The 18,502-nt window shown below is 40.6% G+C and carries 12 protein-coding genes; 11 read left to right on the top strand and 1 reads right to left on the bottom strand.

The window, feature by feature from the left end:
* The first annotated feature begins 434 nt into the window (after nucleotides 1-434).
* The 7 genes from UNH61_RS16750 (at nucleotide 435) to UNH61_RS16720 (ending at nucleotide 11,487) form a co-directional block, all read left to right on the top strand.
* Entirely contained in the window at nucleotides 435-4,928 is a 4,494-nt protein-coding gene (locus UNH61_RS16750; protein WP_326993120.1) for a DUF6443 domain-containing protein, read from the top strand.
* Nucleotides 4,929-4,937: 9 nt separating this feature from the next.
* On the top strand, nucleotides 4,938-5,624 hold the full coding sequence (locus UNH61_RS16745; RefSeq protein ID WP_326993119.1) for a hypothetical protein: 687 nt from the start codon (nucleotides 4,938-4,940) through the stop codon (nucleotides 5,622-5,624).
* 21 nt (nucleotides 5,625-5,645) lie between these two features.
* Nucleotides 5,646-5,972: a hypothetical protein gene (locus UNH61_RS16740; RefSeq protein WP_326993118.1), complete on the top strand. Its 327-nt coding sequence runs from the start codon at nucleotides 5,646-5,648 to the stop codon at nucleotides 5,970-5,972.
* Nucleotides 5,973-6,120: 148 nt separating this feature from the next.
* Entirely contained in the window at nucleotides 6,121-6,609 is a 489-nt protein-coding gene (locus tag UNH61_RS16735) for a hypothetical protein (RefSeq protein WP_326993117.1), read from the top strand.
* A gap of 137 nt (nucleotides 6,610-6,746) precedes the next feature.
* Complete coding sequence (locus UNH61_RS16730; protein WP_326993116.1) at nucleotides 6,747-7,433, top strand: hypothetical protein; 687 nt, start codon at nucleotides 6,747-6,749, stop codon at nucleotides 7,431-7,433.
* A 21-nt stretch (nucleotides 7,434-7,454) separates the two neighbouring features.
* Nucleotides 7,455-8,150 (top strand): hypothetical protein, encoded by a 696-nt coding sequence (locus tag UNH61_RS16725; protein ID WP_326993115.1) that lies wholly within the window; start codon nucleotides 7,455-7,457, stop codon nucleotides 8,148-8,150.
* 133 nt (nucleotides 8,151-8,283) lie between these two features.
* A complete protein-coding gene (locus UNH61_RS16720; protein ID WP_326993114.1) occupies nucleotides 8,284-11,487 on the top strand; it encodes a hypothetical protein in 3,204 nt (1,067 codons plus the stop codon).
* A 165-nt stretch (nucleotides 11,488-11,652) separates the two neighbouring features.
* Here UNH61_RS16720 and katG read toward each other — a convergent pair whose 3' ends face one another.
* Nucleotides 11,653-13,935 carry a catalase/peroxidase HPI gene (gene katG / locus UNH61_RS16715; protein WP_326993113.1) on the bottom strand — a complete coding sequence of 761 codons (2,283 nt, stop codon included), beginning with the start codon at nucleotides 13,933-13,935 and terminating at the stop codon, nucleotides 11,653-11,655.
* 347 nt (nucleotides 13,936-14,282) lie between these two features.
* Here katG and UNH61_RS16710 point away from each other — a divergent pair, with 347 nt between their 5' ends.
* The 4 genes from UNH61_RS16710 (at nucleotide 14,283) to UNH61_RS16695 (ending at nucleotide 18,446) form a co-directional block, all read left to right on the top strand.
* A complete protein-coding gene (locus UNH61_RS16710; protein ID WP_326993112.1) occupies nucleotides 14,283-14,786 on the top strand; it encodes an AAA family ATPase in 504 nt (167 codons plus the stop codon).
* A 54-nt stretch (nucleotides 14,787-14,840) separates the two neighbouring features.
* Entirely contained in the window at nucleotides 14,841-15,731 is an 891-nt protein-coding gene (gene lepB / locus UNH61_RS16705; RefSeq protein WP_326993111.1) for a signal peptidase I, read from the top strand.
* 319 nt (nucleotides 15,732-16,050) lie between these two features.
* On the top strand, nucleotides 16,051-17,790 hold the full coding sequence (locus UNH61_RS16700; RefSeq protein WP_326993110.1) for an O-antigen ligase family protein: 1,740 nt from the start codon (nucleotides 16,051-16,053) through the stop codon (nucleotides 17,788-17,790).
* Nucleotides 17,791-18,212: 422 nt separating this feature from the next.
* Nucleotides 18,213-18,446, top strand: coding sequence for a hypothetical protein (locus UNH61_RS16695; RefSeq protein WP_326993109.1), 234 nt, complete (start codon nucleotides 18,213-18,215; stop codon nucleotides 18,444-18,446).
* The last annotated feature ends 56 nt before the right edge of the window (nucleotides 18,447-18,502 follow it).

Raw genomic sequence — 18,502 nt, 5'->3', positions numbered from 1 at the left:
TTAATATTTAGAATATACAAATTTAAGTTTTCTCTCGAATTTTGGTGCTGGCACTCCTCATTCTACAAACGATCTTATATTTAGTTAGATATGTCTTCTATCATCCTTATTCTGATCATCAAACAATTACTTTGTTGTCCCATTTCATGTTTAATAACCCTGGATCATGAAAATTACATCCCCGTAAGCTGACGGAAGGCTTTCGTGCCCAGTGGGAATTTTATTAAAAAAAATATCTTTCAGGCGTAATTTGACTGAATTTTGTGTATTTTGGATTAATTTTATTGACAATTGTTTTTAGGTATTAGTACCCCCTGTAGCAGCCCTGTGGATGATCGAGTTATTGCCTATTACCTGTGGATTTATTAGCTGAAGTATTTCTTATCACTTATTTCTTTATCAGAGAGTTTTAACCTGGACCCAAAATAATTTATATGTATCCATTTTACCCTGGTACCTGCATGAAGTTAATAAACGTAGTAATAATACTGCTTTGTATAACCTACGCCAGTGCACAGAATACCCCCACCAACAATTCCAGACCAACTGCGACACCTGTAACAACTCCAGGTCCATATTCCGCCCCTACGATTAACTATATCCGTACCTGGGAACCATCCATGCCGACCAGTGATCCTGCTGTAGTAAGTGACCCTACACGCACCGTGAAAGAGGTAAAGCAGTCAACACAATATTTTGATCGATTGGGAAGGCTTCTACAGGTCGTAAACAAAGGAATAAGCAGTTCCGGTAAAGATTTGGTGACATCAAATATTTATGATGAGTTTGGGAGAGAGATTTACAAGTACTTACCTTTTGTGCCACAAACTGGCAATACCAGTGACGGTAAATTCAAAATTGACCCATTTAATCTTCAAAAAGCATTTTATCAGGATAGTAACTTAAACTCAGGAGTTAAAGATGAAAGCATCTTTTATAGCCAGGTCGATTTTGAACCATCACCATTAAATCGTGTCCTCAATACATATGCTCCTGGCAATAGTTGGTCAAAAGCAGGGGGTAATCATCCTGTAAGCCACCAATACCAGGCGAATAATATAGCAGATTCCGTAAGGATATGGGATATGTCCGGCTCGGTACCTGTCAGTACTAACATTTACGATGCCGGGCAGCTTTATAAAAATGTAATGACTGATGAGAGTGGTAACCAGACAATAGAGTATAAAGACAAGGAGAATCGTCTGATACTAAAGAAAGTTCAACTATCTGATCTGCCAGGTACAGCTCATGTGGGGTGGCTTTCTACCTACTACATATATGATGTTCTGGGAAATCTCCGTTTTGTAGTCCCTCCGCTGGCAGTGGAAAAAATATCCAACAATTGGAACTTATCATTAGTAGCAGATGAATTGTGCTTTCAATATCGTTTTGATGCGCGCAATCGTATGATTGAAAAGAAGGTGCCGGGTGTAAGCCTTGTAGAAATGGTATATGATCAACGTAACAGATTGGTATTTTCACGCGATGGTAACCTGAAGGCGCGCAATCAATGGCAGGTTAACTTTTACGATGGACTTAACAGGGCTGTTGAAACAGCTTTATATAATTCATCTGATTCCAGAGACGTTTTGCAAACAAAATTGAATACTTCTGCCGGAACTGGTAATACTTACTATCAGACACCTGGTGTTTCAGACTTGGTAGTAGCTACTGATGACCGAAGTACATATGTAGCTACTAATTCCGTTACGTTGGAAAATGGATTTGATAGCGGTAATGGAAATACAAGAGATATCTATATAGATCCCAATTTAAAGGGTGATATTATTAATTTGACAGTTACCAATCCTTTACCTGGTATTTCATCGGACGCACTGATACCCTTAACTTACACATTTTACGACAATTATAGCTATCCCGGAGTACAAAGCCCCACGTCAGGCGATTTTTCCCTACCATCGGCGGGTAACAATCCCTATGCAGAACCAATTACAGCCCCTGGTTCCATGACCAAAGGCCTGACAACGGGTACCAAAGTTCGTGTATTGGACACAGACCAATGGCTGACAACTACCACCTGGTATAACGATAAAGGCAGGGTCATACATGTAGTTAGTGACAACATTGCAGGAGGTAAGGACATTACAACAACATTGTACGACTTCAACGGGAAAGTATTAAGTACTTATCAGCGACATACTAATCCCCGCAGTGGCCTTACTCCGCAAACCACTGTACTTACTATGAATGAATATGATCAGGCAGGTAGGGTGATTAGTTTAAAGAAACGGCTTAACGATAATGTGAATCTTGAACGAACTATTGCCACAAATGATTATAATGAATTAGGGCAGCAAAAAAATAAAGTACTTGGATGGAAAGCTAACAACCAGTCCATCGAGCAGTTATCCTACGAATATAATATTCGGGGCTGGTTAAAAAGCCTGAACAAAGACTATCTCAATAATGGGAATAATATCTCTCATTGGGGCGAGGAACTAAACTATGACTACGGCTTTGCTTCCAGGAATTACAACGGCAATTTATCAGGCACCCGCTGGAAGGGATGGAATGATCCTCTTCCCAGAGCGTATGGCTATAGCTATGATAAGGTAAACCGTCTGACCCAGGCATATTTTACTCAGCAGAACGCAAATGGTAGCCCGTGGACACGGGACAAAATAGACTTCACCGTTTCCTGGATAAATTATGATGCCAATGGCAACGTCACGAAGATGTCACAGAAAGGAATGGAGGGCGTCAATATTGTGCCAATAGACCAATTGGCATACAGCTATTTTCCTAATAGCAATAAACTATCTGCGGTATTTGATACCAGTGCCGTTTCCAGTGCACTTGGCGATTTCAAAGACGGCAATAAGAATGGTGATGACTATAGCTATGATCCCAATGGTAACCTGTCAAAGGATCTCAATAAATCAATATCCACCATTAGTTATAATCATCTCAACCTCCCCACGCAAATCAACTTTGGGGGCAAGGGTGTCATTCGGTATCAATATGATGCTCTCGGTAACAAATTGAAAAAAGAAATAACTGATTACACGCAATCATCTGTCAAAAATACTACTACTAATTACGCTGGTGGATTTGTATACCAGAACGACACATTGTTGTTTATGGCACATAATGAAGGGCGTGTAAGAGTGGTATATAAAACTGGCGTAGCTCCTGCTTATGTGTACGATTATTTTGTAAAAGATCGTCTTGGTAATACTCGTTTGGTATTAACTGAACAAAGTGATTTCAGCATATATGCGGCGACTCTGGAGACGGCTAATGCGGCCAAAGAAAATGCTTTATTCAGTAATATTGATAATACAAGAAGCCCTTTACCGCCTGGTTATCCTGCTGATCCGACTACGAATCCCAATAGTTATGTAGCAAAATTGAATGCGCAAAATGGACAAAAGATAGGTCCATCCATTGTATTACGGGTAATCGCCGGAGATACCATTCAGATAGGAAGCAAAGCGTTTTATAAGTCTACGGCTGCCAATACTTCAAGCGCCACAATAAATGATATGCTCGCTGCGCTGCTTAATACTTTTAATGGAAGTACAGCGATCAATGATGGAGTACATAACGCAACAGGCCCGGGTTCTCCTATCAATATTAACTTCTCAAGTACCAATTATCAGACCCTGAAAGATAAAGACCCATCACAAAATCTGCCAGATAAGCCTAAAGCCTATCTGAATTATGTATTGTTCGACGATCAATTTAACCTCGTAAATGAGAATAGTGGAGTAAAACAGGTACAGGGTGTATCTGATGCATTACAAACATTGGCGACGGATCGAATGGTGATAAAAAGAGCAGGTTTCCTGTATATTTACACGAGCAATGAAAGTGCGCAGGACGTGTTCTTTGATAATATAGTGGTAACACAGGCCACAGGTCCGGTGATAGAGGAAACACACTATTATCCCTTTGGCCTGGCAATGGCAGCAATAAGCTCTAGTGCATTGAAGGGAATGGGGTATCCGGAGAATCGAATCAAGTTTCACAGCAAAGAATTACAGAATAAAGAATTTGCAGATGGATCAGGGATTGAATGGTACGATTACAAAAACCGTTTCTATGATCAGCAACTAGGACGTTTTTTCGCTGTAGACCCACTTGCTGACAAGTTTCCATATTACTCGACTTATCAATTTGCAGGGAATGAATTTCCAAATGCAACAGATATTGATGGTCTGGAACCCTGGTACGCAAGAGATGGTAGTTTAGCTAAAGGTATATCGGGGCCTTATGATCCTGCCGCAATGAATAAGCGGGGATTATATACAGCGGCACAAACCGAACAGGCCAGGAATGCTCCTCCACCAGATCCCAGGCAACCAACGATACGCGAAACAATGGACTGCCCGCAATGTAAAGTGATCGCGCGAGAAATAGCCCAGGAAAAAGAATACCAACGTCAACTTTGGGAGACACAGAATGGAGCAGCCTTTAACATCGTTAAGTCAGCGGTAGAAGTAGCTGCGTGGGAATATGCGGGGGCAAAAGCAGTTGAAGGGCTGGGAGCATTAAGTTCCGCATTTGGGAAATTATCTCAGGGGGCTACCACAGTAAACCCGTTTGTAGAAGGAATGTCTCCAGTTGCGAAAGGAGCAATGGGCGAGGCGCTAACGAGGGATGTATTATCTTCTCAATTCAGCGGGGCCGAAATACTAGAGCAAGTAACCATCAAAATGGATGGGGCCACGATGAGAGCAGATTTTGTTGTTGTTAAGGAAAATAAGGTATTAGGTGTATTTGAATCTAAGGTAGATGGAGGAACTTTAACTAATGGACAAAAATTATTCTTTAATGATGGAGAAAAAGGTGTTCTAACAGGGAAAAATGCAGGACCCCTTGAAGGAAGAACAATAGACCCTAGTAGAGTCCAAAAGGCACTTTATCGTTGGGATTCGAGGAGCGGTACTTTCATAGCATATTAAAAAAGAAACATGACAAAAAAAGAAGTTATTAGAAGTATTATAGAATTTATGGAAAAGGAAATTGGGCTTTATAATTTCAAGCCCAATTTCAAAGAACAGGGGTTTATTCGTAGGGATAAAGACGCCATTTTCTTTTACTTTTTTCTTATCTATGATAGAACAATTATCAAAACAGGAGAAAAAGGGTTTCAAATTGAGCCGCAGATTTATATTAATCTTCCAGAGATAGAAAAATATTATAAGGAAATTACGATAAACACTTATTTAAAAACGGATTGGAATTTTGTCACGATTGGCAATAGTGTAGCAAATTTAATAGCCAATCCAGACGGCATTAATAGAAATAGAAATCAGAATTTGGACTTATTTATTTTCGAGGAAAAAAATATTCCATATGTTTCTTGGGAACTCTTAAAGTACTTCAAGGATGTGGCGTTCCCCTATTTTCTTACCAACAATACTGCAAAGAAGATAGATGAACTATTAAATTCACATCCCAAAGAGTATTCCGTACATATGTACAATGATTTGTACCGGTTTATTAAGGGAGCCATAGCGGCCAAATTAGGAAAAAATCCAAAGTTAGATGAGCTTGTAACTACTTATAGTAATTTAATTATAGAAAGAGATATGCCGGATGATTGTAAAGAAGAAATGGAGCGGCTAAAGGCAATTTTGCCAATGATTGGAAATTAAATTGTAAGTTGATTACGGAATATGACAAAAAAAGACGTTGTTAAAAGTATCTTAGCATTTATGGAAAAGGAAATGGGGTTATATAATTTTAAACCCAATTTCAAACAACAAGGATTTATACGTAAAGACGAAGGAGCAATTTTTCCTTATTTATTCACCAGCAACACTGTGAAGAAGATAGATGAACTATTTAATTCGCATCCCCAAGGGTACTCGGTACATATGTATTTTGATCCGTACCGATTTGTCAAGGGAACTATCGCAGCCAAATTAGCAAGGAATCCAGGGTTAGATCATCTTGTAACCACTTATAGTAATTTTAATTATAGAAAGGGATATGACGGATGATTGTAAAGAAGAAATGGAGTGATTAAAGGCAATATTACCAGTGATTGATACAAAGAATAAATTGGGCTAACCAGAAACAAATAGTCTAACCATTACATTCCAATGTGGCGGTTGCTAAATTTCTTTTGGTCGTAAACAAAATTTCAATATGGGTACATTAATTAATGATATTAGTAAAGCATCAATTTGGTTAATAAAAGAATTTAAAGAATTACAGAAAGAACTTGATTACTCTGTAGAAAGCGTGAAGTTAATAGATGATTTTCTTGACCATGAAATCAAACATGGTCAACCTATTCCTGGTGGGCTATTTACAAACCAATTCGGATACAAATGTTTTGCAATTGGAGCCTATATTGGCGAAGTTGTAATTAGAAATTCTAAGGCAGCGAAATGGCAAGTTGATGACAAAGACAAAGATGGAGAAATAAATATTTCAATCATATCAGCTAATAATATAGTTATTTGGCCCGTTCAAAGGGTAATTAAACGAATACAGAATGGGGGAGAGGATGAATTATATGCTTACATCTATACGACTGTTATAGATATGCGCTTTGAGGGAGATATTCCAGAAGGCTTTTTCCCGAAGAAAATGGAACATGGAAAATCATGGTGGAATTTATTTAAGAATTGATATTATCAATTTGCAAGTTGGGATCCATGCTATACCAGAGATGGAGGCTGTATTACCTATGATTAATACAAAGATTAATTAGATTAATAATGTTGTCTAAAATAAAATTATTGGTGAGTAATCCAATGAATTAAACTATGACAAAGAAAAACGTTCTTCAGAGTATTTTTGAAACACTCAAGAATGAAATGAAACTGTATGAATTTAAACCTAACGTTAAAGAGCAATATTTCATAAGACAAGAGGAGCAGCTAATATACTTATATCAGCTATTGATATATGATCGAACAATTATAAAAACAGGAGAAAAGGGGTTTCAAATTGAACCCTATGTTTGGATAAATGTAAAAGACATTGAAAATTCTTATAGGGAAATTACGCAGAACACTGAGCTTAAAAAAGAGACAGACTTCGTGACACTAGGGAATAGTATTGCAAATTTAAATGCGAATCCTGACGGAATTAATAGGAAAAGAAATCAAAGCCTCGATTTATTCATTTTTGAAGAAAAAAACATTCCATATGTATCATGGGAACTCATGAAGCATTTTAAGGAAACTGCATTCCCTTATATGCTTTCAAATAATACAATTGCGAGAGTAGACGAAATATTGAATAAGGATCCTTATGAATACTGTGTTCATATGAGTAACGATATATACCGGTTTATCAAGGGTTTAATTGCAGCTAAACTAAGCAAAAGTCCTAAAGCTGATAAATTGTTTTCTATATATAGTGACTTAATTATCGAACGCGACATGCCGGACAATTGCAAAGACGAAATGCAACGGCTTAAAGAAATTTGGCCAATGATTGGAGTCTAATATGTAGGTTAACTAAGAACTATGACAAAGAAAGAAATTCTAAACGGCATCCTGGAATTTATGGAAAAGGGAGTGAGGTTATACAACTTTAAGCCTAATTTCAAAGAACAAGGATTTTTCCGCAAAGATGAAAATGCTATTTATTTTTATTTCTATCTTATTTATAATACAACAAATATCAAATCCGGGGAAAAAGGATTTCAAATTGAACCACAAATCTATATCAACATATCATCAATAGAGAAATATTATAAGGAAATTACTATAAACTCCTATTTAAAAACAGATTGGAATTTTGTGACAATTGGCAATAGCGTAGCAGATTTAATGGCCAATCCGGATGGCATTAATAGAAATAGAAATCAGAGTTTGGATTTATTCATTTTTGAAAAGAAGAACATCCCATATGTCTCATGGGAGCTCTTGAAATACTTCAAGGAAGTAGCTTTCCCCTATTTTCTTACTAATAATACTGTAAAGAAGATAGATGAGCTCTTAAATTCGCATCCTAAAGAGTACTCAGTACATATGTATAATGACCTGTTTCGGTTTATTAAAGGAGTTATAGCAGCTAAATTAGCAGGCAATCCTGCTTTAAATCAGCTTGTAACTACTTATAGTAATTTAATTATTGAACGGGATATGCCAGACAATTGTAAAGAGGAAATGGAGCGTTTAAAGGCTGTATTACCTATAATTAACACAAAGATTAATTAGATGAATAAAGTTGTCTAAAATAAAAATTATTGGTGAGTAATCTAATGAATTAAACTATAACAAAGCAAAACATCCTTCAGAATATTTGTACTACTAGCTATTACGATTTTAAAATTATCATAACCCTCTTTTTATGGCATTAATATTCAAACCCCTATCCAGGATACTTTTGGTTTTGTATGCTTGTATCGTGTCAACTAATATGAGTGCTCAAAATGCGCTAATGGTACAATTCCCCAGCCCGGAAGCTACCAATTTGGGCTTAGTAGGTAATTTGCCAGTTAGTCTGCATACTGGAAAGGCATCGACAAATATCCCTATCAATGTCGGCAAAGACAAAATGTTACCGCCTATCTCGCTAAGCTACAATACAAGCGGGGTACAACCTGATGTTCATCCCGGATGGGTGGGAAATAACTGGACATTAAATGCAGGGGGAGTCGTCACAAGAATCATGGATTTTATACCTGATGAAACCGAGCAAATTGGATATTATTATAAATACGCTTATACAGGTACCATCACATTACCTATAAGTTTTACGAGCCCAGGTGATGGAGGTTCAACGTGCTGGAATGATCTTTGTACAACCGCTGACGGATGTCCGGATGAATTTTATGTAAATGCAGACGGGCTAAGTGGCCAATTTATGATAAATAGTTACGGTAAGTTCCAAATGATAGAAGATCCCAGTGTTAAAGTTGAGATAGAAGGAACAGGAACCCCCGATTACCCAAGGTTATACGATGTATTAGAGGGTGGTACAACTCATCCATTTAGAGGGTTTACAATTACGAAAAACGATGGTACAAAGTATAGATTCGGGTATTTGAGAGAGTTGATCGAAACTTCCTGTAACATAGTAAATAATGCCCCTTCCGGGAGCGGATATGCCACTGCCTGGTATCTGCAACAAATCATCTATCCCAATGGAGAAGTCGTTAATTATACATATACCCCCAAAGTACAAAATAGAACTCCTTCGGGTAATACAGTCAATTATACTTCCCAGTTATCCCCGCTTCCCAACGGTGACTATCCGGCGTGGGACGGTAGGGGTTATATTTATAGAACCGCTACTTTCCATGCTTACCTAAAAAGTATTGAAAGCACATCGACCCGGTTAGATTTCTTTACATCAACCACAAATGAGTTAAAAAACGGGTTAACGGATCTGCAGAATTGGAAAAGGTTAGACTCTATTGTGGTGTACAATAAGTTCAAAGCAGCTCGAGAAAAAAGTTTTGAATTCACTTATGACTCTGCAGCCAACAAGCGGCTAACATTGCTTTCAGTGATGGAAAAAGGCATCAATGGAAGCCTTCCACCACATCAGTTTGTATATAATAATGCTGTCAAGTTGCCGCCATATCAGTCGGGCCAAACAGACTTCTATGGATACTATAATAGTAATCCGGAAATAACAACTCTCGCCACAACGGTTTGGCCCGATGGTGTTAATATGCCATTCTATTTTTCCCTAAACCGGGAACCCAATCCGACGTTTGTCCAGGCTGATATTCTGAAACAAATCAAATACCCTACAGGTGGCAGCGTTTTACTTGAATATGAGCCCAACGACTATTCTTATTTCTATGATTATACACTTGATACAGGACAACATTATTTCCAGGTGAAATGGAGGTGGGATGAATCTATATCGCGGTGGATATTATATAAGTTCGGAAATGCGAATGGCCAAGGTATTGTTGTACAGTTTTTTGAAATAACAACGCCAATTTATGCAACCATCACAGGTCCGGGTCTTACAAACCCCAGAAATGTAACTTTGCCTGTAGGGCATTATGATATTGCAGCCTTACAACGATTTCTTGGCATTCCCGTAAATACAGCAGATAATGTGCAGTATGCTGTCAGCTACAAAAAAATAATACCAGTCGCAATTACTAAAAAAGTCGGCCCAGGTCTAAGAGTAAAAAAAATATATCATAAAAGCAGTGAATCAAGTATTGATCTGGTTAAAGAATATATCTATAGCAAGGATTACTCTAAACAATCTTATAATCCTCAATTGTCCAGTGGAATATTGGGCAACAGACCCAATTTCGTGCTTAGGCCGTCACCAGGTGCTAATGGAAGCGGACAGTCGTTTGCTACTCCCCAGGGGCCTGCGGCGTTAACGGAGGGTAGCCCCTTAGGATATTCTGAGGTAACCGAAATAACAAAAGATAAAAATGATAGTGTTCTTGGTTTTGTAACTACCAGGTATTCCAATTTTGACGCTTATCCCGATGACGTGGCGCCCGGCGGAGGTACCAACTATATTGCAGTTGGTAAAAGAGGAAATAAAGGTTATCAACGGGGGAAATTGATTGAGTCAGTTACCTACGACTATAAAGGGAAAATGGTGAAAAAGCTGACAAACATATATGACTTTTATTCGCCTCCTTCATCTGTTGGCAATGGAGTGTTGATCCGCCCAAATTACGGCGAAGATCCCAATCAATCCATTAACCCTATCTATATGGTGACCAGATACTATTTTAATACATGCAAAATTTCCAGTTCCACAGAAATCGCTTTTGATACAGCAGGATCTAATGGGGTCGAGACATACTCCACATATTTCTATAACCAGTATAAATTACCTTCCTCTAAAGAACTTCGTACCAGCACAGGGAAATTCAAAAAAACTAACTACCGTTATCCTTTTGATGTGACATCACCGGTATACAGTGCAATGACACGGCGAAATATGCTTAACTACCCGATCGAGTCTATCTCCTACCTGGAGTCTGAGGTTATAGGAAGTACCCTTAACCTGTATAAGCCGGTAGTGGGTAATTTAGATACCATGTTTTTACCGGACAAGTCATATAAACTGGAAACAAATTCTTCGTTAAGTGCTTTCACCTTGTTTGATGGCACAACCAAAGACCTGCATTATATCAGTCCAAATTTAGAAGCAGGTGCATATGATGGAAAAGGAAATCCACTGGAGGTTAAAGATCAAGCTGGGATGACTACAGTTTATCTCTGGGGGTATAATGGGCAATATCCGGTGGCAAGAATAGTCGGCAGCGATTTTAATACCGTAAAAACAAAATTGGATACGGCAATTCTGAACAGCGGTACAGATGCACAAATAAGCGAGCAATTGACTAATCTGAGAAATGCTTTTAGTTCAATTCCTACGGTTCAGGTATTTACCTATACTTATAAACCAATCATAGGTATGACATCGGAAACCGATCCAAAGGGAAATATCCTCAATTATGAATATGACGGCTTCGGCAGGCTGAAATTAATCAAAGATCAGAATAGTAAAATATTGAAACAATATAATTACGACTATCAACAACCGATCACGCAATAATTGCCTTCCGCATATTTCGATGGCCAGAGTTGTACCTGTCAAATAAAGCAAGAGAAATTCTGTGAGTAAAATTCGCTGATTCAGCAATCCGGGCCAGTATTATATATGTAATACAAAACAGCCTCCGTCACCGGAGGCTGTCTGCTAATGATTATTCATGCTGTTCTATGACCGGGCTAAGTCGAACCGGTCGAGGTTCATCACCTTATTCCAGGCAGCCACAAAGTCTTTCACAAATTTATCCTGCGCATCAGTGCTGCCATATACTTCTGCAACGGCTCTCAGCTCTGCGTTAGATCCGAATACCAGGTCGGCACGGGTGCCTGTCCATTTGATCTTACCACTGGCCCGGTCACTGCCTTCATAAACTTCCCGGTCGTCGGATATGGCTTTCCAGGCAGTACGCATATCCAGCAGGTTTACAAAGAAGTCGTTTGTCAGTTGACCCGGTCGTTGTGTGAATACGCCATGTTTAGAACCATCGAAGTTAGTATCCAGTACACGCATACCTCCCACCAGTACTGTCAGTTCAGGCACTGAAAGGGTCAGCAGCTGGGCTTTGTCGATGAGTAATTCTTCGGTAGATACCGGCACCTTAGGTTTGCGGTAATTGCGGAAACCATCAGACAATGGTTCGAGGTAGCCTGCGGATTCTATATCAGTTTGTTCCTGTGAAGCATCCATGCGGCCAGGTGTAAACGGAACCGTGATAGTATGTCCTCCATCCTTAGCGGCCTTTTCCACTCCGGCACAACCTGCCAGTACGATCAGATCTGCCAGTGATATTTTTTTGCCGCCTGATTGCGCGCTGTTGAAATCTTTCTGAATATCTGTAAGCTTGTCTAATACCTTCTGTAAGCGGGCGGGGTTATTCACCAGCCAGCTTTTTTGCGGAGCCAGACGGATGCGGGCGCCGTTGGCACCACCGCGTTTGTCGGAACCACGGAAAGTAGAGGCAGAAGCCCAGGCGGTGGAAACAAGCTCGGAAACAGTTAATCCCGATGCCAGCACTTTAGCTTTCAGGGCGGCTATATCATTGGCATCTGCTAGCGGATGATCAACGGCCGGAATAGGATCCTGCCAGAGCAGTATCTCTGCCGGTACATCAGCACCAAGATAGCGGGAGCGCGGGCCCAGGTCGCGATGCGTTAATTTAAACCAGGCACGGGCGAAAGCATCGGCCAATTCATCCGGATGTTCTAAAAAGCGCCTGGATATTTTTTCATACGCCGGATCAAACCTCAGCGACAGATCCGTTGTAAGCATGGCAGGCCGGTGTTTTTTTGAACTGTCGTATGCGTCGGGGATAGTATTGTCGGCATTTTTAGCTACCCATTGATGCGCGCCGGCGGGACTTTTGGTAAGCTCCCATTCGTACCCAAACAGATTTTCAAAGAAATTATTGCTCCATTTGGTGGGTGTTTTAGTCCATATTACTTCAAGGCCGCTGGTAATAGCGTCGGCTCCACTACCGGTGCCATAGCTGTTGCGCCAGCCCAGGCCCTGCATTTCAAGATCGGCTCCTTCCGGTTCTTTTCCCACATGCGTAGCAGGAGCAGCGCCATGGGTTTTACCAAAGCTGTGACCGCCAGCTATCAGCGCTACAGTTTCCTCATCGTTCATGGCCATGCGGCCAAATGTATCACGGATGTCTTTAGCAGCAGCAATAGGATCGGGGTTGCCGTCGGGGCCTTCAGGATTCACATAAATCAACCCCATCTGCACAGCGGCAAGTGGTTTTTCGAGATTACGGGAATGAGCTGCATTGTCTGCCGCAGCATCGGTATCAACTACCCCGTGATGTTCATGTGCGCCGGGAGATCCGTTGGCATAGCGGAGATCACCGCCGAGCCAGGTGGATTCTGCACCCCAGTATACCGCTTCATCCGCTTCCCAGGCATCCTCACGTCCGCCGGCGAAGCCAAATGTTTTGAAGCCCATAGATTCCAAAGCTATGTTACCGGTCAGGATCAGTAGATCGGCCCAGGAAAGGTTACGCCCATATTTTTGTTTAATAGGCCAAAGCAATCTGCGTGCTTTATCAAGACTCACATTATCGGGCCAGCTGTTAAGCGGCGCAAAACGTTGTTGCCCTGAACCCGCGCCACCGCGACCGTCACCCACGCGATAGGTACCTGCACTATGCCATGCCATACGAATGAACAAAGGACCATAATGTCCGAAGTCGGCCGGCCACCAGTCCTGCGAATCCGTCATGAGCGCATGCAGATCCTTTTTCACTGCTTCCAGGTCGAGGCGCTTAAAAGCTTCGGCATAGTTAAATCCTTCATCCATCGGATTCGACGCGGAGGAGTGCTGGCGCAGTATACTTACCTTTAAATGGTTAGGCCACCAATCATGATTCCTGGTGCCGCCACCACCTACATTGTGTTTCAGCGTACCATTGTGAAACGGGCATTTGCTGATGTCGTTTAGTTCTTTTTCCATTTTTGTAAGTTTAGGGTATGGAATGAATACTTGCCTGCACTACTATTTGTACAGGATGATAAAATTAAGACATTGGAGATATAAACAAAATCAATTAATTCTATTTTTTAATAGTCAAAAACTATTTTATGCATTTCGCCCGTTGCTGCCCTGAGCATTGGAATTTCAAATATGGGCTGGTCTGTGTAAATGCATCACCATTGTTCCGATCGTTAGTGCTTCTGTATATCTGATGACCTGTTTACTGAAAAGTTAAGAAATATCTGTAGAAATTGCGCAACTTCGTGGGAGTTGTTAAACCATGTGCTCGCTTAAATGATAGTGAGATTTAAATCCTGTTATTTTCAATGAAAACAATTCTCATTACCGGTATGTCCGGAACCGGCAAAAGCACTGTTGTCCGGCAGTTGCTGGCAAATGGATTCAATGCAACAGATCTGGATGCTGCGCCATATTCCATGTGGGTAGATGCTGATCCTGACCCTGAGTACCCCGATAATGAAGTGCAGCCCGGAAAGGACTGGGTGTGGAATGGAGAGCGTATAGCATCGCTTTTATCCGGTAATAAAGGGCTTTTGTTTGTCAGCGGCTGCGCCAGTAATATGGTTGCATTCTATCCACAGTTTGATCATATTATATTGCTGACTGCACCGGATGAGGTGATGATCAACAGGCTTCAAACCAGGAGTGATAATACCTATGGAAACCAGGCGGAGGAAAGAACACGTGTGCTTTATTTGAAGAGTGAGATAGAACCATTGCTGAGGGAGGCGGCGGATCTGGAAATTGATACTGATATGCCGGCTGAAACCGTTATGGATGCTATTCTTCAGCATGTTGGAGCTCGTTGAGAAAGAATTACGAATTAGGAATTGAGATCCCATAACCCGAATGTATATACGGCTATGAAAACTGCTACAAAGAAACTATTAAAGAAAACAGGCTACGTTTTTATCTCCCTGATCATCCTGCTCTTTATGCTCAGATTACTCTTTATTGATGTATACAGGATTCCCAGCGATTCTATGAAAAATAAGTTTAGTAGTAACGACTACATCTTCATTAATAAAACGCTTTACAGCAGTGCCTTTTCGGTGCTGGCGGATAAACTGGATCTCGCAACCCCTCATGCAGGAGATATTTTTGTTTTTACAGTCAGGAAAGAGATACCAGGTTTCTTTGTGAAAAGATGTATCGGGTTGCCGGGATCAACGGTAGAAGTAAGGAACGGCGTATTAAGCGTTGACGGCAATACTGTTAAAGAACCGCCGAGCGTCAGGCATTACTACAAGATCTGGTTTAATGATTATCAACAGCTTAAAACTGATATAGCGCAAGCCGGCATCGATAAACTCGGAAATAGCTTCAAACGGTTTCCCCGGTACATTTTTATGGCGCTTGATAACTTTCAAAAAAATAAATTGAGAAACGGAATTGATTCTTTTACAATATGGAAAGGGAACAGTGATCCCGATAGTTTGAATATAAATGTGCCGGAATTGAGTGAAGATATCCCTGATATGAATGCACTCAAAATTCCTTTCAAAGGCATGAAGATTTTTTTCAGCGAACAGCTTCCTGCAGTGTATGAAAGCACTATCCGGATCTATGAAGATTCGTCGATTCAACACATTGGGAAAAATGTTTTCATAAAAGGTAAAACGGTGGATTCCTATACTTTTAAAAAGGACTACTTATTTATGATGGGAGATAACCGTGATATTGCCATTGACTCGCGGCATTATGGAGTAGTACCCAGGGAGAATTTGGTAGGAAAGTACATCGGGAAGCTTTAATCAGCATATGAAACACATCGTTAAATTATCTTGAAATAATTAATGATAAAACACGCAGATATTGAAACCAAAATATTTGAAAGTCTGAAAAAAGTTACTAAATTAGGTTTTATGCTAACGAAATGAGGAGTGAACAACGACGGTAAAAAATAATCCTAAATAAAGAAACCCGATGTTGCCCTTTAAACCCTTAAAATATACTGAGAATGCCGGCCTTATTGTGCTTGGGTGCATATTTTTTTTATTACCGTGTGTTTACAGCAGTTTATTCATAGAGCCAACACAAACAACGAAGTTTCTGTTTTTCGGTTACACTGTTGTGATAGCATTTTCCCTTATTGCATGTTACAGGCTGTATGCCGGATCCAGGTCAGGATTCCAGGTTTCAGTGGTCGATGTTTCATTGTTGTTGCTGTTGATATATATAGTAACTAACCGGTATTATATACAACCTGTTGCTGGTTTTTCTATGCGCTTTCTGGAGCTGACCGGGTTGGTGATAGGTTACCTTACACTGAAAGCATTGCCCCGGAAATACTATCTCTATATTTTATTGAGCATATCTGCAGGTGGCTTTCTGCAGGTGTTGACAGGGCTGATGCAGTTGTTGGGATTACAGGATAGCCGTAACAGTTATTTCCCGGTTACCGGGAATTTCTTTAACCCGGGTGGTTATGCAGGGTATATATCACTTACCGCAGTGGTCTCATTTGGCATATATATCAACAGAAACAGGCTGTTGGAGGCCGTCTCTGAAGATGTGCAGAATAAGAAAAAAAGCCTGGTTACCTGGGTGATTACTTACCTGCCAATGTTGAGCTTTATAGGCAGCATTATCATTCTGCCCGGCTTACGGTCGCGTTCCGCGTATGTTAGTGTGGTGGCAGGAGTGGGACTAATCTGGCTGTTGTATAAGAGTGAGCAGGTGGATATTAAAGCAAAATGGCCTGTTAAGCGTATAGCCGTGGCCGGTATACTGCTGCTGGGCGTATTTTACTCCATCTATCAGTTTAAAAAGCATTCGGCAGATGGCCGGTTGCTGATATACAAGATATCACTGGTATTAATACAGGAACATCCTTTCTTTGGAGTTGGGTTCGACAGATTCAGGGCCAGCTATATGGATGAACAGGCAAAGTGGTTTGAGCATAAAAGCGGGGATATAGCAGAAGAAGCACAGTTGGCTGATAATACCTTTTACGCTTTTAATGAACCCCTGCAGTTTACCGTAGAGAATGGGCTGATAGGATTAGCACTCGCCCTGGTGGCAGTTTTTTTCTGCTGCTGGTTTAGGGAAAAGGCAAAAGAGGAGCCCCTGCGAAATATTGTATACGGCATATTATTATCCTGTTTTGTCTTTAGTCTGTTCACGTATGCTTCCGATAACCTGGCAATAAAATGTTTGTTGGTTTTTGCATTGGCGGTGTTGTCGCAGGTCGACAGCCGTAAACTGACGACCATCCATATTGCCCGCACACGCGTGCTTGCCCCGGTATTTACACTATGTATATTATTTTTTGTCTGTTGGGGTGTGAATGCAATCGAAGGCATGAGGAAATCTTTTCTCGCGTGGGGGAATGGACAAGTGTATTATGTCAGGGAACTGTATACAGAGAGTAATAACAGCTTTGAGTCAGTTTATCCGGTGTTCCATGAAAACGGAGAGTTCCTGATGCAGTATGGGAAGTCGTTGGCAATGACGGAAAATTACAGCAAAGCATTAAGCATTTTAAAAGAAGCGCGGAAATACCTGAGCTCCGGAGTTGTTGAAACTGCAATTGGAGACTGCGAACGAAAATCGGGTAATTACAAGGACGCTGAAAGTGCCTATTTACACGCCATGTACATGATCCCTAACCGCTTTTATCCGCTTTATCTGTTGATGACCTTATATAACGACAATGGTGAGCCTGCAAAGGCGGTGAAAATGGCACGGAGTATAAAAATAAAAAAAGTGAAAGTTCCCTCTAAAGCCGTAAATGAAATAAAGAGATATGCTGAAAACCTGATAAAAGAAAAACACCCGGCCTCATCTGATCTGACAACTGCAGATAATTAATGCTTTTCAGATGAGCACCCCTTTGTGAACTAAGGAGAGGAGATCCACGGTATGAAAGTATATGAACCCTAAACGGCGGGACGACGCGACGTCTCATGCTAAATGAAATCCGGACGCACTGCAGAGAGCTGGTGTTCGGTAGTGTAAATGTTCCGTGTGAAGAACAAGATGGTTATTGAATGAGCACTGGTACGAAATGCCGGTATGGGCGAGGTATGCCCGTAGATGTTAATGAATGTTTCCCATAATTGTTTAAAATATCAAAAGTTCCACTATGACAGGATGACTTAATCCCCAGGGCATTAATTGCATTAATGTTTGCTTACACGAAGCATGTGCAGGCAGAAGTATTTATGAAAGTAGTATTCCCTGTTTGACTTTCATGAAGCATTTATAATCTGTTATTCTTTTAAAAATTTGTTATGAAAAAGAAAATCCTCGCCGCAGCTGGTATTGCTGCTATCGCAACTGTAGCTTTTTTTGCTACTAAAACAAACGCAAACAACAATAGTGTTGATTTAAACTCTCTGGTAAAGATTAATACTGCCAGTGCAGAATGTTCAAATAACTATGGTTTCGGAGGCGGAAAATGCCTGTACTTCGCTCAGATCTGTGTAGGAGATCCGGGAAATATGGAGTGCGACTTCGGTTGGTAAGGAATTACTGTAATTCATCACTCTGATGTGGAGGTATCCGTGTTCATTCGGACACG

The sequence above is a fragment of the Chitinophaga sp. 180180018-3 genome, assembly GCF_037893185.1.
GTDB lineage: Bacteria > Bacteroidota > Bacteroidia > Chitinophagales > Chitinophagaceae > Chitinophaga.
Note: the sequence above shows the minus strand (reverse complement) of the source record. Positions and strands in the feature narration are given on the sequence as shown.

What these genes read in the sequence shown, in the direction of transcription:
- UNH61_RS16710 (WP_326993112.1), top strand. Translation starts at nt 14,283, where the DNA reads ATGAAAACAATTCTCATTACCGGTATGTCCGGAACCGGCAAAAGCACT.
- UNH61_RS16720 (WP_326993114.1), top strand. Translation starts at nt 8,284, where the DNA reads ATGGCATTAATATTCAAACCCCTATCCAGGATACTTTTGGTTTTGTAT.
- katG (WP_326993113.1), bottom strand. Translation starts at nt 13,935, where the DNA reads ATGGAAAAAGAACTAAACGACATCAGCAAATGCCCGTTTCACAATGGT.
- UNH61_RS16725 (WP_326993115.1), top strand. Translation starts at nt 7,455, where the DNA reads ATGACAAAGAAAGAAATTCTAAACGGCATCCTGGAATTTATGGAAAAG.
- UNH61_RS16745 (WP_326993119.1), top strand. Translation starts at nt 4,938, where the DNA reads ATGACAAAAAAAGAAGTTATTAGAAGTATTATAGAATTTATGGAAAAG.
- lepB (WP_326993111.1), top strand. Translation starts at nt 14,841, where the DNA reads ATGAAAACTGCTACAAAGAAACTATTAAAGAAAACAGGCTACGTTTTT.
- UNH61_RS16695 (WP_326993109.1), top strand. Translation starts at nt 18,213, where the DNA reads ATGAAAAAGAAAATCCTCGCCGCAGCTGGTATTGCTGCTATCGCAACT.
- UNH61_RS16735 (WP_326993117.1), top strand. Translation starts at nt 6,121, where the DNA reads ATGGGTACATTAATTAATGATATTAGTAAAGCATCAATTTGGTTAATA.
- UNH61_RS16740 (WP_326993118.1), top strand. Translation starts at nt 5,646, where the DNA reads ATGACAAAAAAAGACGTTGTTAAAAGTATCTTAGCATTTATGGAAAAG.
- UNH61_RS16750 (WP_326993120.1), top strand. Translation starts at nt 435, where the DNA reads ATGTATCCATTTTACCCTGGTACCTGCATGAAGTTAATAAACGTAGTA.
- UNH61_RS16730 (WP_326993116.1), top strand. Translation starts at nt 6,747, where the DNA reads ATGACAAAGAAAAACGTTCTTCAGAGTATTTTTGAAACACTCAAGAAT.